The following is a 16019-nucleotide window of genomic DNA, read 5'->3' as shown; positions in this document are numbered from 1 at the left end:
TTCGAGCATGGCCAAGGACCTCTCGTCCGTAGTTTCGTGATTCCGTTGTTCCGTGACAGACCATGCCTCCCGACAACAGGCGAGGCAAGTCGATCCTGGCTAAACGAGCTGTTATCCAATGCTTGTCTAACTCTCAGCGGTACTCGACATCGCATCGCCCAGCAGCCTCGATGCAAATGCCGGTGGTCCGGCACGCCCCGCGAAAGCGTCGTCCATTGTCCAATATTGTCGGCTGCCAACGGCGACGGAGTGCCGACCGGTCTTAAGTAACCTGGTTGAATACCACCATCTTGTCGTCAGCCATTTCTTCCATCGTCCAGGGAATGCCGCCGACCCCGTATCCGGACTGTCTGCGTCCGGCGAAAGGCATCCAGTCGGTGCGAAACGCCGTATGGTCGTTGACGAGAACGGCCGATGCATCCAGATGTTTTGCCGCCCTGAGAGCAACCGCGATATCGGCGGAAAAGACGCTTGCCTGGAAGGCATAGGGCAGCGAGTTGGCGATGCGGATCGCTTCGTCAAGGTCGCGGTAGCCGTAGACGCAGGTCAGCGGTCCGAAGACCTCGAGCACCGACACTTTCGCCTTAGTAGGCGGGTTCAGTAAGACAGATGGCAGCAGTGTCGTCTCGGACATCCGCCCACCTCCGATCTGTCTGGCTCCGGCGTCCGTCGCCTCCTTGATCCAGGTCGCGACGCGGTCTGCCTCGCGTGGCAAGATGAGCGGACCTACCTCGGTTTGCGCAAGTGTTGGATCGCCGACATTCAGGGCTGCAACCTTGGCGGCGAGAGCCTCGGTGAAGGAAGCCAGAATATCTTCATGCACGAAGAGGCGCTGGGCCGACACGCAGACCTGCCCAGCGTGATAATAGCCGCCTTTGACGATGGTGCCGACAATCGCATCGACATTGGCGCTGCGGTCGACGATGACGGGCGCCGCTCCGCCATGCTCCAGTGCGCATCGGGTGCCTGGCGGCAGCTTGCTCTTGAGGTACCAGCCGACCTTTGCAGAGCCGATGAAACTCAAAAACGCAACGCGACGATCGGTTGCGAAGGCTTCGGCAAGCGCATTGTCCTCGGTGATGAGGGTCTGGCACCAGCGTTCGTCGAGACCGGCCTCCCAGAATAGTTTGACGATCTCGATGCAGGAAATCGGCGTCGTTGCCGCCGGCTTCACAATCACAGGGCAACCGACTGCAATCGCCGGCGCGATCTGATGGATGATGAGATTGAGCGGATGGTTGAAGGCCGATATCGCCGCCACGACACCGATCGGCTCCCTGGTGGTGAAGGCCCATCGGTTCGCGCTTGCCGCAGTCAGCCCCATGGGGATTTCCTTGCCGCCGAAATTGCGCAATTCGTCTGCCGCGTTCACCAGGCCGTCGATCCCGCGCGTCACCTCGATGATTGCGTCGGTCAGCGGTTTGCCGCCTTCGCGGGCGATCATCATCGCAAAGTGGTCGCGGTTCTCCTGCAGAAGCGCCGACGCCTTCCTGAGGATTGCCATCCGCTGATGTGCGGGCAGCCAGCCATCGCGATCGGCGAAGGCTTTTGCGGCGACTTGAAGCTTGTGTTCGAGAGCGGCCGCGTCGTCTGTCGGCAGCTCTGCAATCGGTTCGCGGTCGAACGCCTGGGAGATCTTCATGGTAGACTGCATCTCAGGCCTCCAATATCGCGGGGAGCCGTTCGCGAAGCTCCTTCACCAGCACGCGTTCATTTTCCGAATAGTCGACTGGTACATTCACCAGATGGACGCCACCTCCGGAGAACGCCTCTTCAAGAACCTGTTTGAACTTGCCGATATCGTCGACCCTGGTTCCCCTGGCACCATAGGATTCGGCATATTTCACGAAGTCGGGATTGCCGAAGGTCATCCCGAAATCCGGGAACTCGTCCACCGCCTGCTTCCAGCGGATCATGCCGTAAGCATTGTCCTCGATGACAAGAACGACGAGGTTGAGTTTCAGCCGGACGGCCGTCTCGAGTTCCTGGGAGTTCATCATGAAGCCGCCATCGCCGCAGATCGCCATGACACGCCGCTCTGGAGAGAGCATCGAGGCAACCATGGCCGACGGCAGTCCCGCTCCCATCGTTGCAAGAGCATTATCAAGCAGCAGCGTGTTCGCCATCCGCGTCCGGTAGTTTCGGGCGAACCAGATCTTGTACATGCCGTTGTCGAGCGCCAGGATGCCGTCATGCGGCATCACCTCTCTTATGTCGTGGACCAGCCGCTGTGGCGTGAAGCGATCCTCCGTCGCCCGCGCGGCGATGCGTTCGAGAATGCGCTCGCGGAGATGAAGAAGCGCCTGAGCGTTTGGCAGCTTGCCCTCGAGGCGATCGGCCAGCGCCTTCAGCGAAGGGCCGATGTCGCCAATGACCTCGGATTGCGGGAAATAGACCTGCTCGACGGTCGCCGGCTGATATCCGATATGGACGACCTTCGGACCGCCCTTGCCCATGATGAACGGTGGCTTCTCGATGGTGTCATGGCCGATCGTGACGATAAGGTCGGCTTGTTCGATGGCCTCGTGGACATAATCCCGCTCCGACAGTGCGGCGGTGCCCATGTAAAGCTCGGTTCCACCTGGAACCGTTCCCTTCCCCATCTGGGTCGTGAAGAAGGGGATGCGCGTGCGGATCACGAATTGGGCGATGTCGGAGGTGGAGCGAGGACGGGAGGCGGCGGCCCCGAACATCAGAAGCGGACGTTTGGCCGCGGCGATGAGGGCGGCGGCACGGTTAAGCACAGCATCGCTTGCCGTCGGCAGTTCGAGCTGGTGCGGCGCAATCAGCGCCACCTCCTGGCATTCTTCGGCCGCGATATCTTCCGGAAGCTCCAGGTGCACCGGCCCCGGCCTTTCCTCCTGGGCGATGCGGAACGCCTCCCTGACCGTCGTCGGGATCATCTGCGGCGACACAATCTGCCTTGCGAGCTTGGTCAGCGGCTTCATCGACGCGACAACATCGACCACCTGGAAACGCGCTTGGCGGGATGAGAGGATCCCCTTCTGACCGGTTATCATCACCATCGGCATCGCACCGAGCAAGGCGTATGCGGCACCCGTCGAGAGGTTCAAAGCGCCAGGCCCGAGCGTCGTCAGGCAGACGCCGGGCTTTCCCGTCAGGCGGCCATATGTCGCGGCCATGAACGCCGCCGCCTGCTCGTGTCGGGTGAGCACGAGCTCAATCGACGACTTGCGGATGGATTCGACGACGTCGAGATTCTCTTCGCCGGGAATGCCGAAGATGCGCTCGACACCTTCGTTCTCAAGCGCTGCCACTAGAAGATCGGAGCCTTTGGTCATGGATGTGTGCCCGTGCTGTTTGGTTTGAGACTTTCAGAAAGGAAGGTCCCTCGAAGATATGTTCTTTTCCGGGGCTGTCCATGCGTTCGGCGGCTTCAGCCACAGTTCCAGCTTGATCTCGGATCGTGACGCGTGCTTGCGCCGTCATTGAGCGCTGGCTGATATGGACGTTCCCGAGCGCTCCCCGAGGATGAAGCTCGCTGGAGCACTGCGGGCATTTGGAGCCAGCGCTCACTTGAAAAATACGACTTGGTCTTCACCTGCGAATTTGAAGTCACCTTAAGACCAAGAACAAAATTGAAGATATTTGCGCCGCCGGCTTCGCGCGTGAAGCTGAGATAGGAGCCGAATCGTTCGTATTCAACGTTTTGAAGGTTTCGGATCGAGGCAAGAGTATCCTCGAAATCACGCCAGCACGCCTGCTTCACAATGATCTCGAAAATGCGAAGGACGGCCGGGGCGAGACGTCCCTGGGCGTCGGTCGTCGGCCCAATGATCTTGGCGCGGATCTCAAGAATATCGCCCATTTCATCTCCACGAACCTTAAGGAAGGTCGAGCTGAGCGGACGCACCTCGTCCCGTTCGTAGATCCGCTGAAAGTAACATTCATAGCTGCGATTGCGCATCGATGCGGCTTTCCATTCGCTCATCTCGATGCCGGCTTCTCGAAGAGCACCGCAAAAGTTCGACCCCGAGACGCGCCACATCCGCAGAAACTGACTTGCCAACTCCAGCTTCGGGGCCTCGATCAGCTGCAGCGGTATCGACGTCGGCGGGAGGGGAGAAGGAGCCGCCGGATCAGGGCGGGCGGCGATGCGAGATGATCGGGCAGCCTTATTGAGAGCTCGATTTTCAAGGGGGCCGACCGGATCTTCGAGGCGGTGGATTTCACGGTAAAAAACGACGATGCCTGCAAGAAGCAAAATTGATATCAAAAGCCCTGGCCAAAGCAGGGACCAGCGGTTCCTCGGCATTGGGAAATTCCGGTGCCAAGGCGGGCTGTCTCGAGGAGGATCGACTGCTGATGGCACTTTATCCACGGCGCGACCTCACAAGCAAATAGGAGCGGCTGCGAGTTCGAGCTCAATCAATCTCGATCCAATTTTCGACCAGCCGGTGTCGGTCGGTGCGTGGACCAATCAGCCCTGCTGACAACTCCCTCTCAGATGAGCAACGGATGCGAAAAACGGTACAGTCTGTCCGACTCACCTTCGACACTGCGAGTGTGAAGTCGCGTGCGTGGAGCGTCAAGCAGCAACCCCCCAGTGGATGGCGCTCGTCCCCTAGTATTCCCGCGGCGGCTTTGCAATATAGGCAGCATCGGCGAGCGTTTCAAAAGAACGAACGCACGGGTTAATCTGCGAAGAGACGGCAGCCTTAGACAATGCTTTGAAGCAATGGTGTCATGCCGTCATATGACGCGCTTGACGCCAGGCCTCATAACGTTCGAGGGTCTCCTTGTTGGGCGGGTACACGCCCAAGGTCGATTTGCCTGACTCGATTTCCAGCTTGAGAAACTCTTCCTGCTCCTCCATCGCGACGGCTTCTTCGGCAATGTCGTCGACATATTCCCGCGGAATAACGATCACCGCTTCACTATCGCCGAAGATGATGTCATCGGGGTAAACGGCAACGCCGCCGCAGGCGATTGGCTGGTTCATGTCTGAGGCATGGTGGGCAACCAGGTTCGCCGGCGCTGCCGGTCCCATGCAGAAGGTCGGGAGGCCCAGTTGCGCGATATCGGCCGTATCGCGGACGCCGCCGTCGAGCACGAGACCGGCGGCACCACGATAGACGAGGCGACGGGCGAGCATGGCGCCGATGCCGGCGACTTCCGCCAAGGAGCGGCAATCGAAGACGAGAACATGGCCGTCGGGGATCGTATCGATGGCCCTGCGCTGCTGATTGGATGGATCCGAACTGTAAGTCGAACCGTCTATATCTTCCCGTGCGGGGATGTAGCGTACGGTGATGGCTGGGCCGATCATCGGCCTGTCGGCGCTGGCCAGCGGCCGCACGCCGCGAACCGCGGTGTTCTTCAGGCCACGCTTCAGCAACAGAGTGCTGAGACTTGCAGAATTCGTCCGCAAAAGCTTTGCGTAAACTGATGGGTCCAAAGCCGTCATGAGATCCTCCATTGTCCGGTGGAAGCTCTAGCACAACGAAAAGATAGTTCAATAAAGAATTTGATGTTTCTTATTTGGATAAAGGTTGCTTGCCATTGATCGCCTTTGTCAAGATGGCGGCACTCTCCGCAACCTCGCGCTTGATTGCCCGTGCCCTGTCCGGAGTCGCTTCACCAATGAACGGGACGCTGATCGTCGTGACAAGTCGACCTTCGGAATCGAAGACAGGCGCGGCAAAGGCTCGGAGGCCAAGGTTCGATTCCTGATTGTCCTCGGCCCACCCATTGCGCCGAATTTCAACGAGTGCTTCCTTTAGCGCCTCCGGATCGGTAATAGTATATGGCGTCTTCGACTCCAGTCCGCCGCTGCAATAGGCCTCGATGTCACCGTAGTCCGAATAGGCAAGGGCGAGCTTGCCGGCGGCGCCGACATGTTTGCGGGAGCGACTGCCGACCTTGATGAAAAGCGAATAATCGCCGGGACTGGAGGCCGCAAATATCGTCATCATCTCGTTGCCTTCGGGGGCGGCCAGCCTGAAGGATTCGAAAATGCGGTCAGCCGCAGCCGTCAGGATCGGCCTTGCCGCCTCGATCACCGTTGCCCTGTCGGCGCCGGGCGAGATGCGCCGCGCAAGCTCGACGAATTTTGGCCCCAGCTCGTAGGACGCTCCACCATTCACTCGCGCGACAAGCCCATGCGCGGCCAATGAATTGAGGATCCGATAGACGGTCGAACGCGGAACTCCAAGCTGATCAACCAGCGCGGCCAGGGAAATTCCCGTCTTCGCATCGGCAACGGCCTCGAGCAAGTGGGCGGTCTTTTCGACGACGGGTGATCCATGTTTTGGTTCAATCATGAACTTGAAATTCCATATGAGAATTATAATGTTGACTTCGTGGGATCGAGCGCGCATGCTTAGTGGCGTAGGTGTCACATTTGACACTACGCGCTTGGCGGAGGAAGTAAAGCCATTTGGATACCCGCCGAGGCGGTGCGCAACCGGGTGGTTTTCACAAGACGGCACTGCGATGGACGGGATGCCGCTCGTTTGGATCTGGAGGAGGGATTTCATGAAGAAGATGAAGGGAATTGGTGCGCTGAGCATCGGACTGGCATTTCTGCTGGCTCTAGGCAGCGCAATTCGCGCCGACGCTGCCTCGGATAAGCTGACGGTGGTGGTGACCGACGAACCGAAGTCGCTCGATCCCTGTGACACCGACCTTTCCGGCAATTCTCGCATTCTGCACAACAACATCACCGAAGCGCTCGTCAATCTGAGCCCCGCCGACGGATCGGTCGTCCCGAGCCTTGCCACCGGCTGGCGGCAAGTGGACGAGCTGACCTGGGAATTCAAGCTCCGCGACAACGTCACCTTCCACGACGGCAAGACGTTCGATGCCAATGCAGTCGTTGCCGCTCTCAAGCGGGCGCAGGATCCGGCACTAGCCTGCGAAGTCGGACTTGCGACGCTGAAGGGCGTCAAGTTCAGTGCAGAAGCGGTGAACCCGACCACCCTCCTTATCAAAACTGATATCGTCGAGCCGATCCTGCCGAACAAGATGTCCGCCGTGGACATCGGTTCGCCGGCGACCCCGAACGACGGCAAGTCGCGCTCCCCGGCCGGAACCGGACCCTACAAGCTTGCAGCGTGGACGCCCGGGCAATCGGTCGACCTCGTGGCCTATGACGGCTATTGGGGCGACGGGCCGGCGATCAAGAACGCAACTATCATCTGGCGCGCCGAATCCGCTGTTCGCGCGGCGATGGTCGCCACTGGTGAAGCACAGATCGCATATGAAATTGCGCCCCAGGACGGCACCACGGAACAGGATCATGCCTTCCCGAACGCCGAAACCTCGCTGCTGAGGATCGACGCGGAAATCCCGCCACTCAACGACAAACGCGTGCGTGAAGCCCTTAATCTTGCGATCGACCGGGACGGCCTTGTCGGCACCATCTTCCACCAGGATGCCCAAAAGGCGATGCAGGCGGTGCCGCCGTCCGTCTTCGGGTTCAATCCGGACATCCCCGTCTGGATGTATGATCCCGAAAAAGCGAAATCCCTGCTCGCCGCGGCGAAAGCCGATGGCGTGCCGGTCGACAAGGAAATCGTTATCTACGGCCGCATCGGCATCTATCCCAATTCGTCCGAAAGCCTGGAAGCCATTCAGGCGATGCTCGCGGATGCAGGCTTCAATGCCCGGCTCGAAATGCTTGAAACAAGCCCGTGGCTGAAGAAGCTTCTTAAGCCTTGGGACAAGGAACGTCAGCCGTCGATCCTGCAGACGCAGATCGACAACACCGAAGGCGACGCCGTATTCACGCTGCCGAACCGTTTTACCACCGACGGCAACCAGTCGACCATTGCCGATGCCAAGCTCGATACATTGATAACCGACGCGTCGAAGGCAACCGGCGACGAACGCAAGAAACTGTTCGAGGAGGCGTTCAGCTACATCGCTGTCGATGCGGTCAATATCGTCCCGCTGTTCCACATGGTCACGATTGCTCGCATCGCCGAGGACGTCGCCTATACGCCCGATGTGCAGGCCGGCAACGAGATCAAGCTTGAGTCGATCAGCTACCGTTGACGGCGCAGACTGGTTGCCGAACGTCCCTTGAGGAGAGCGGATGTCCTTCACCTACTTCCTGAAACGGGCGGCCTTTGCGGCACTCGCGCTTGCCGCACTGATGACATCCGCCTTCTTCCTCGTGCGGTTGACGGGCGATCCCGTCAATCTCTACCTGCCCGTCGATGCCTCGGATGCGGCCCGCGAAGCCATGCGTGTCCGTCTTGGCCTCGATCGTTCCCTCCCGTGGCAATTCCTCGATTGGGCCGGGGACATGCTGAGCCTCGACTTCGGCACGTCGCTTTGGCACAACCGCCCGGCCATGGACGTTGTCCTGGAGGCGTTGCCGAATACGCTGGCGCTCGGTGCCATAGCCTTGACCCTGGCCTTCATCGCTGCCGTCATCATCGGATCGATTGCCGCTGTGAACGCCGGAGGCTGGATCGACCGGGGTATCAACGTGCTGTCGCAGGCAGCGGCCAGTGTGCCTGATTTTTGGCTCGGGCTGATGGGCGTCCTGCTGTTTGCCGTCACCTTGCGCATTCTGCCGACATCGGGTTTCGGCGGTCCGATCTATTGGATCCTGCCGGTTGCCTGTCTTTTTGCCAGGCCATTCGGGACGCTGGTACAGATCGTCCGCGGCTCGATGATCGAAGCACTGAATGCGACATTTGTCCGGACTGCGCGGGCCAAGGGCGCGCGGGGCGGCCGGGTTACCTTCGTGCATGCGCTGCGCAATGCCCTCCTGCCCGCGGTGACCGTGACCGGTGACCTCGCCGCCCAGTTCGCCGGTGGCGGTGGCGTCGTCGAGGTTGTTTTCGGGTTTCCCGGCATCGGCAAGCTGCTGATCGACGGCATCCTGAAGCGCGACTTCGCGATCGTCCAGGCATCGATCTTCGCGGTCGCCGTCGTTATCTTCTTCATCAATATCCTGGTCGACATGCTCTATGCCTCGATCGATCCGCGTGTGAGGGTCGAATGACCAGCACGTCCGCCGACGTCCTCCCCGCCCGCGAGCGCCAAAGCCGCCGCATTCTGTGGTTCATGCGCGCACTCGCGGGTGACCCGATGGCGGTCGCTGCGACAATCTGGCTGCTGATCGTCGTCCTTGCCATTCTTGCGGATGCATCGTCGCTGCTGGGCGAAAACCGCATTTCGCTGAAGGCGCGCAACCTGCCGCCCTTCGACTTCGGCCAGTCCTGGACGTTATGGCTGGGCGCCGACCCCCTCGGGCGCCCGCTTCTCGTTCGCCTCATCCAGGCGGCATCGACGACGATCGGCATAGCACTGGTGACCGTACTGACAAGCCTTATCGGCGGAACGCTGCTCGGCGTAATCGCCGGTTATTTCGGTGGCGTCATCGGCAACCTTGTCATGCGGGTGTGCGACATCATCCTGGGTTTCCCGACGCTGCTGGTGGCGCTCTTTGGCCTTTACCTGTTCGGCCCGAGCGTCGGCAACCTCGTGATCGTGCTCGCCGTTACCCGCATGCCTGCCTATATCCGCGTCGCAAGAGCCGAAACTCTGGAAGTCCGGGAGAGGCTTTTCGTTGATGCGGCGCGCGTCTTCGGCGGCGGGCCTGTCTGGATATTGCGCAATCACATTCTCCCAAGCGTCGCTCCCACGATGCTGACGCTCGCCTCGGTCAATCTCGCCATGGTCATGCTGTTCGAATCCGGGTTGAGCTATCTCGGCCTCGGCATCCAGCCGCCTGCCGTGAGCTGGGGTCTGATGGTGGCGCAGGGCCAGGGATATCTGTCATCCGCCTGGTGGCTGGGCTTTTTCCCCGGCCTGGCTGTGATGCTCACGACCATGTCCTTCAATCTCCTCGCCAACTGGTTCCGGATCGTCAATGACCCGTCGCAGCACTGGCGTCTTGTCAGCCGGAGGCGCTGATGGCTCTTCTCGAAGTCAAGGACTTGCAGGTCAGTTTCGATACGGCAGCCGGCCGCATCCTCGCACTCAACGGCGTCTCCTTCTCGCTCGAGCGTGGAGAGGTCCTGGCGCTTCTCGGCGAAAGCGGCTCCGGCAAGTCGGTGACCGCATCGGCCATCATGGATCTCGTTCCCAACCCGCCGGGCGAAATCAATCAAGGGTCGATCCGTTTTGACGGTGTCGAGCTGTTGCAACTCTCGCGAAACGAGCGGCGCGATCTCTGCGGCGATCGGATCGCGCTGATCTTTCAGGATGCGCTCGCAGCGCTCAACCCGGTCTATTCCGTGGGTTGGCAGATCGCTGAAATGTTCCGCATCCACGGCCGTACTCCCAAAGGCGGTGTCGAAAAGGCCGTGATCGACCTCCTGACGGCCATCGGCATTCCCGACCCTGAAAGCCGCGCCAGGCAATATCCGCATGAGTTTTCGGGCGGTATGCGCCAACGCATCATGATCGCCATGGCCGTGGCACTGGAACCAGATGTCATCATCGCAGACGAGCCGACGACAGCGCTCGACGTCACGATCCAGGCACAGGTGGTCGATCTTCTGGAGAATATCCGCAAACGCAGCGATGCCGGCATGATCTTCATCACCCATGATCTCGGCGTCGTCGCCGAACTCGCCGATCGCGTCGCCGTCATGTATGCCGGCCGCGTCGTCGAGACCGCAAGCGTCTTCGAACTGTTCGAGGATGCGCGGCATCCTTACAGCGTTGGATTGCTTGCCTCGCAGCCGCGCATGGACACAGATGAAGACGAATTGGCGCCGATCCCCGGCTCCGCCCCCAATCCTGTCGCCCTGCCTTCCGGCTGCGCATTCAGAACCCGCTGTCCACGCGCAGAAGCGCTCTGTGCCGAGGTCGTCCCCCATCTCGAAACCGTAGGGCCGGGCCGCCAGGCCGCCTGCCACTTCCCGGTATCTCCAGTATGATCGAACCTCTGCTCAAGGTCCAAAACCTCTCCCGGCACTTCGGCAGTGCCTCGGCGCCGGTGCGTGCCGTCGATGATGTCAGCTTCGAGATTGCCAACGGAGAGACGCTCGGCCTCGTCGGCGAAAGCGGTTGCGGCAAAACCTCGCTGGTTCGGACGCTCTTGAAGCTTGGGCCGGCGACAAGCGGCAGCGCTTTGCTTGACGGTGTGGACGTTACGACAGCCAGTGGCCGGCGGCTGCATGAATTGCGCCGCAAGATGCAAGTCGTTTTTCAGGACCCCTACCAGTCGCTCAATCCCCGCATGCGGGTCGACCGGCTGATTTCCGAACCGTGGGCATTGCACCCGGGGGTCGTGCCTAAGAGCAACTGGCGTGAAGAGACGGTCAAGCTGCTCGAATCCGTGGGGCTGCGCGCCGAGCATGCGGACCGCTATCCCTCGGAATTTTCAGGCGGCCAGCGGCAGCGCCTTGGCATTGCCCGCGCTCTCGCCCTCAATCCGACACTTCTTGTCTGCGACGAGCCTGTCTCGGCCCTCGACGTCTCGGTCCAGGCGCAAGTGATCAACCTGCTCGCCGGACTGAGGCGCGAGCGCAATCTGGCGATGCTGTTCGTCGCGCATGATCTCGCCGTTGTGCGGCATGTCTCGGACCGAGTCATGGTCATGTATCTCGGCAAGATCATCGAAACGGGACCGAAGCAATCGATCTTCAGCGCGGCGGCCCATCCCTACACGCAGGCCCTGATGTCGGCGGTCCCAACACCGGATCCGAGGCGTCGCGCGCAGCGCAAGCGCATCGTTCTGCAGGGCGATCTGCCGAGCCCCGCAAATCCGCCCAGCGGATGCCGTTTTCGAACGCGTTGCTGGAAAGCAACCTCGATCTGCGCAGAACAAGAGCCAGCCCTGACCGCGCGAACGGAAGCCCCTGGACTCCTGACCGCCTGTCATCACGCCGATCCGGAAATCGCCGACGAGATCCCTCGCCGTGTGGGAACCTGAACCCAGGCCCACTATGGCGAGGTGATCGCAAAGCTGCGCATGCCGTTGCGCCGGTCGGGTATGATTACTTTCCGCGCGTGTTTCCCGTTTGTTTTGTGGCTGCCTTTAGCACACCTTCCTGCAGATCCACCTCGTCGGCAAGAATGGCGGCGGCCTCGTCGAGCAGGACGTCTTTGGCGTTCTTGCGGGCATTCTCGATGGCAATATCAGCGCTCAGGCTGCGCTCGCCGGCCTCAAGGCCATCATCTCCACCCGGATCCTCGCCATCGCTTGCTTGCGCTCGATCCTTGAACCGTTTCTCTCGAGCCGTCGCTTCTTTGCGACGTTCGGCTTCATTGAGGGAGATAACCCCTTTTTCGCGCTGCGCCTTGAGGTCGGCAATGTCTTTTAACAGGCGTTGGAAGTCCGGATCGCTTCCAACCCGCGCATCATGGCGGCTTTGCAATGTCGGCAGCAACGTCGTGACAGTGTCGGAGGGCGTGTAGTTTGCGGGCTTGATCTGCGCCCACGGCAGGGCATTGTCATAACTGGTTTCGCCGAAAACAGTCGGATCGGAAAGTCCCGGCAAGCCGATATCAGGCGTCACGCCGCGCAGCTGCGTCGTACCGCCGTTGACCCGGAAAAACTGGGCAATCGTCACTTTCAGCTCCCCGAATTCGGGTTTGCTGTTGTGAACCATCTGGTCAAGATCGATGACGGTTTGAACGGTGCCCTTCCCGAAACTGGGTTCGCCGACGATCAAGCCGCGACCGTAATCCTGGATTGCGGCGGCAAAAATCTCCGAAGCAGAGGCCGAGCCGCGATTGATCAAGACACCCATCGGGCCTGTCCAGACAGGCTCTGCAAACTCCGCGCCTTTGACATCGATCTTGCCGTCGCTGCGACGTTGCTGAACGACCGGTCCATTGCCGATGAAGAGACCGGTCAAATCAATTGCCTCGTCCAATGAACCGCCGCCATTGTTGCGCAGGTCAATGAGAACGCTGTCGACCTTTTCCTGCTTCAGTTCGTCGAGAAGCTTGGCGACATCGCGGCTTGCGCTTTTGTAATCCTTGTCTCCTTTGCCCTTAGCTTCAAAATCCTCATAGAATACCGGCAGAGTAATGATCCCGATTTTACGCGTGGCTTCGCCCGCCTTCACGGACAGCACAGTCTTTCTGGCAGCCTGCTTATCGAGACTGATTTTATCGCGCACCAGGTTGACGACGCGATGCGTGCCATCTGCTCCGGCATCTGCCGGCAGGATGTCCAAGCGCACGACGGAGCCTTTTTTCCCGCGTATCATCTGCACGACCTCATCAAGGCGCGTGCCCACCACTTCCTTGATCGCCCCATCCTTGCCTTGACCAACGCCGGTAATGCGGTCTCCGACCGCGAGCTTGCCGGACAGCTGCGCCGGCCCGCCAGGCACGAGCTCACGGATCGTCGTGTAGTCGTCGCGTTCCTGCAGCACAGCACCGATACCAAACAGCGAAAGCTTCATCGAGACATTGAAGTCGGCTGAAGCGGCCGCGCCGAAATAGTCCGTGTGCGGATCGATCGACGTTGCATAGGCGTCCATGAACGATTGGAAAACGTCGTCGCTTTTAAACTTGTAGGCGCGCTCGAGTGTGTTTTCATAACGTTTGTCGAGTGTTTCGCGAATGGCCGCGTCGTTTTTGCCGCCCAGTTTCAACCGCAACCAGTCGTTTTTGACGCGCTTGCGCCAAACCTCATTGCTCTCGGCTTCCGACTGCGGCCACGGCTCTTTGTCACGCAGCACTGAATAATTTTCCTGCGCACTGAAATCGAAGCCCTGCTTAAGCAGGTTGCGCGCATAGTTCATGCGGTCGACAACGCGCTGTTGATACGCTTTGAAGATCGCAAACGGGATCTTCAAGTCCTTCTGCTCGATGGCATCATCGATTTCGCTGCGCTCAGACATGAACCCGTCGATGTCGGCTTGCAGAAAAAGCATGCGGTCCGGATCAAGCGATTTGATGAACCCATCCATGATCCTGGCCGATAAGGCGTCGTCCAGTGGAACAGGCTTATAGCTGTAGCGCGTAAGAATTTTTGCACTTAACTGAGCAGCTTGCGCCTGTCGCGTCAGCGGCGCCACAACCGGCGGCGATGCGACTTCAGCATATGCCGACTGTGCGATTGCAAGAAATGCACCAAGAAAAACATAGGCTATGCGCATTCAGCATTCATCCAATCATAGTGCGGAGTGTTGATGTATGATCTAAGTGAGACAATTATGGTTTTTTGGCAACCTGGTGGCAAACAACATGGTTTGCAAAGCCGCGGAAACATATCCAGGCGCGTCGTCGGCATCTCCGCAGCCGACGCTCAATCCGCCTGCACGTCTTGCCAGGAATCGAATGTCGCAGCCTGACCGCGACGGCATCCGCTGCGGTCGACAAGATCCCAGACGATGGCTTTCTCGATATAGAAACGCCGCCCTGACTTGGCGATGCGAATTCCACGGTAGTCGGCGATAAAGCCGTTCGCGGCCACGGCATTCAACAACCTGTCACGTTCCGCGCGCTCCGGTGCCTCCGCCGAAAGACGGGATGGCAAAGTGATGAATTCGTCCCATGAATATTCAAAGCAGCCCTGGGCAGCGCGGTTTGCGTAGATGAAGCGCGGATCGGCGTCAGTGTTGTGGGCAAGGACAACCGCCGGCGACTGGTCGTAAAGCCATTCAGCACCCCGGCCTTCCGGCGTCAGGCGGCGTCCCACACTTCGTTCGAAGCTGTCCGCCATCAGTGCGTAAAATTCGAGATCGTAAGACAAGTCGAGTCCGGCGTCGTTATAGTCGGCAATCATGCTACGCATCCTGAATTGCGGCGAGAGATCATGAAGGGATGTTCTCGCTTGAAGCTACAAAATCCTTTTGCGCTACAGAAAGTGCAAGCTCCAAATGCGACGCGGTCAAGCTGGGCGAACACGACTTCAGGCGTCGTCCTGGAGGTAGCGCTCCGCGAGCCTTGCCCACATGGCCGCGCCAACCGTCAGGCTGGCATCGGCGAAGTCATATTTGGGGCTATGCAGGATGGCGGAATTCATGCCGTTGCCGAGGCGCAGGAAGCTGCCCGGCTTGTGCTCGAGAAAGTGCGAGAAATCTTCGCTGCCGGGAATGAGCGGGCAGGTCGCGACCTTGTCTTCGCCGATCAGTTCTACCGCAACGATGCGGGCAAAATCCGTCTCGGCAGGCGAGTTGACGACGACAGGATTGCCGCGATCGTAGTCGATCTCGATGGAAGCATTGTGACCTTCGGCCACCGAGCGGGCGAGCCTGGTGATGCGTTCCTGCAGCAGATCGCGAATGCCAGGTTCGAAGGAGCGCACGCTCAATGCGAGCTTGGCATATTCCGGAATGACGTTGACTGCGTCGCCAGCATGGATCGTGCCGACGGTGATGACCGCTGTCTGGGTCGGATCGAGATTGCGCGAGATGATCGTCTGCAGCGAGACGACAAGGTTGCACGCCACGACCACCGGATCGACGGTCAGGTGCGGCCGCGAGGCATGGCCGCCTTTGCCCTTGATGGTAATCTCGACGGTATCAGACGCCGCCATCATCGGGCCGGATCGCAGCAGGATGGTGCCTTCGGGAGCGCCGGGGTGGTTGTGGAGACCAAAGATAGCGTCGAACGGAAACCGTTCGAACAGGCCGTCGGCGATCATCGCCTGGGCGCCGCTATTCTTGCCCGCCTCTTCCGCCGGCTGGAAGATCAGCGTCACCGTGCCGCTGAAGCGGCGGGTGCGGGCGAGATACTCGGCTGCGCCGAGCAGCACTGTCGAGTGGCCATCATGGCCGCAGGCATGCATCTTGCCGGGGGTGCCGCTGGCATAGGCAAGTCCGGTTTCCTCGACGATCGGCAGCGCATCCATATCGGCGCGGATGGCGATGCCCTTGCTGCCGTTGCCGGCGCTGAGCCGGGCGACAACGCCATGGCCGCCGACATCGCGGGTCACGTCATAACCCCAGCCTTCCAGCTTTTCCGCAACGTAACGCGCCGTTTCCGCTTCCTCGAAGGAGAGTTCCGGATGGGCATGCAGGTACTGGCGGGTCGCCTTCAACTCCGCCTCCATGGCTTCGAAGTCGGAAAGGCGGGCATAGGCATTGTCGAGTGTGGGCATGAAAACATCCAGTATTGATCGAAAGAAC

General features: G+C 60.0%; 13 protein-coding genes. 5 read left to right on the top strand and 8 right to left on the bottom strand.

Features of this window, described 5'->3' with window-relative positions:
- Positions 1-262 precede the first annotated feature (262 nt).
- The 5 genes from ELH03_RS24680 to ELH03_RS24660 form a co-directional block, all read right to left on the bottom strand.
- Positions 263-1642 carry an aldehyde dehydrogenase family protein gene (locus tag ELH03_RS24680; protein ID WP_409995847.1) on the bottom strand — a complete coding sequence of 460 codons (1380 nt, stop codon included), beginning with the start codon at positions 1640-1642 and terminating at the stop codon, positions 263-265.
- 13 nt (positions 1643-1655) lie between these two features.
- Positions 1656-3302, bottom strand: a complete 1647-nt coding sequence (locus ELH03_RS24675; protein ID WP_130766841.1) for an acetolactate synthase large subunit — start codon at positions 3300-3302, stop codon at positions 1656-1658.
- Between the two features lie 95 nt (positions 3303-3397).
- Positions 3398-4276 (bottom strand): DUF6030 family protein, encoded by an 879-nt coding sequence (locus ELH03_RS24670; RefSeq protein WP_130766840.1) that lies wholly within the window; start codon positions 4274-4276, stop codon positions 3398-3400.
- A 429-nt stretch (positions 4277-4705) separates the two neighbouring features.
- On the bottom strand, positions 4706-5428 hold the full coding sequence (locus tag ELH03_RS24665) for a ribonuclease activity regulator RraA (RefSeq protein WP_130766839.1): 723 nt from the start codon (positions 5426-5428) through the stop codon (positions 4706-4708).
- Between the two features lie 70 nt (positions 5429-5498).
- On the bottom strand, positions 5499-6284 hold the full coding sequence (locus ELH03_RS24660; protein ID WP_128403279.1) for an IclR family transcriptional regulator: 786 nt from the start codon (positions 6282-6284) through the stop codon (positions 5499-5501).
- 214 nt (positions 6285-6498) lie between these two features.
- On the opposite strand from ELH03_RS24660, the gene ELH03_RS24655 reads away from it, so the two are divergent.
- Genes ELH03_RS24655 through ELH03_RS24635 form a run of 5 tightly spaced genes read left to right on the top strand, consistent with a single transcriptional unit; the run spans position 6499 to position 11863 of the window.
- Positions 6499-8019 (top strand): ABC transporter substrate-binding protein, encoded by a 1521-nt coding sequence (locus tag ELH03_RS24655; protein ID WP_130766838.1) that lies wholly within the window; start codon positions 6499-6501, stop codon positions 8017-8019.
- 40 nt (positions 8020-8059) lie between these two features.
- A complete protein-coding gene (locus ELH03_RS24650; RefSeq protein ID WP_128403277.1) occupies positions 8060-8980 on the top strand; it encodes an ABC transporter permease in 921 nt (306 codons plus the stop codon).
- Positions 8977-9894 (top strand): ABC transporter permease, encoded by a 918-nt coding sequence (locus ELH03_RS24645; protein ID WP_128403276.1) that lies wholly within the window; start codon positions 8977-8979, stop codon positions 9892-9894. Before ELH03_RS24650 ends, ELH03_RS24645 begins: the two co-directional genes overlap by 4 nt.
- Positions 9894-10865, top strand: a complete 972-nt coding sequence (locus ELH03_RS24640; protein WP_128403275.1) for an ABC transporter ATP-binding protein — start codon at positions 9894-9896, stop codon at positions 10863-10865. The genes ELH03_RS24645 and ELH03_RS24640 overlap by 1 nt, the downstream gene beginning before the upstream one ends.
- Positions 10862-11863 carry an ABC transporter ATP-binding protein gene (locus ELH03_RS24635; protein ID WP_128403274.1) on the top strand — a complete coding sequence of 334 codons (1002 nt, stop codon included), beginning with the start codon at positions 10862-10864 and terminating at the stop codon, positions 11861-11863. The genes ELH03_RS24640 and ELH03_RS24635 overlap by 4 nt, the downstream gene beginning before the upstream one ends.
- Before the next feature lie 64 nt (positions 11864-11927).
- Here ELH03_RS24635 and ELH03_RS24630 read toward each other — a convergent pair whose 3' ends face one another.
- From ELH03_RS24630 to ELH03_RS24620, 3 genes are all read right to left on the bottom strand, one after another.
- On the bottom strand, positions 11928-14045 hold the full coding sequence (locus ELH03_RS24630; RefSeq protein WP_128403273.1) for a carboxy terminal-processing peptidase: 2118 nt from the start codon (positions 14043-14045) through the stop codon (positions 11928-11930).
- A 149-nt stretch (positions 14046-14194) separates the two neighbouring features.
- Entirely contained in the window at positions 14195-14674 is a 480-nt protein-coding gene (locus tag ELH03_RS24625) for an MEKHLA domain-containing protein (RefSeq protein ID WP_128411019.1), read from the bottom strand.
- A 126-nt stretch (positions 14675-14800) separates the two neighbouring features.
- The gene (locus ELH03_RS24620) at positions 14801-15991 is read right to left on the bottom strand and encodes a M20 aminoacylase family protein (RefSeq protein ID WP_130766837.1); all 1191 of its coding nucleotides are present in this window, start codon (positions 15989-15991) and stop codon (positions 14801-14803) included.
- Positions 15992-16019: the final 28 nt, after the last annotated feature.

The sequence above is a fragment of the Rhizobium beringeri genome (assembly GCF_004306515.1).
Taxonomy (GTDB): Bacteria; Pseudomonadota; Alphaproteobacteria; order Rhizobiales; family Rhizobiaceae; genus Rhizobium; species Rhizobium beringeri.
Note: the sequence above shows the minus strand (reverse complement) of the source record. Positions and strands in the feature narration are given on the sequence as shown.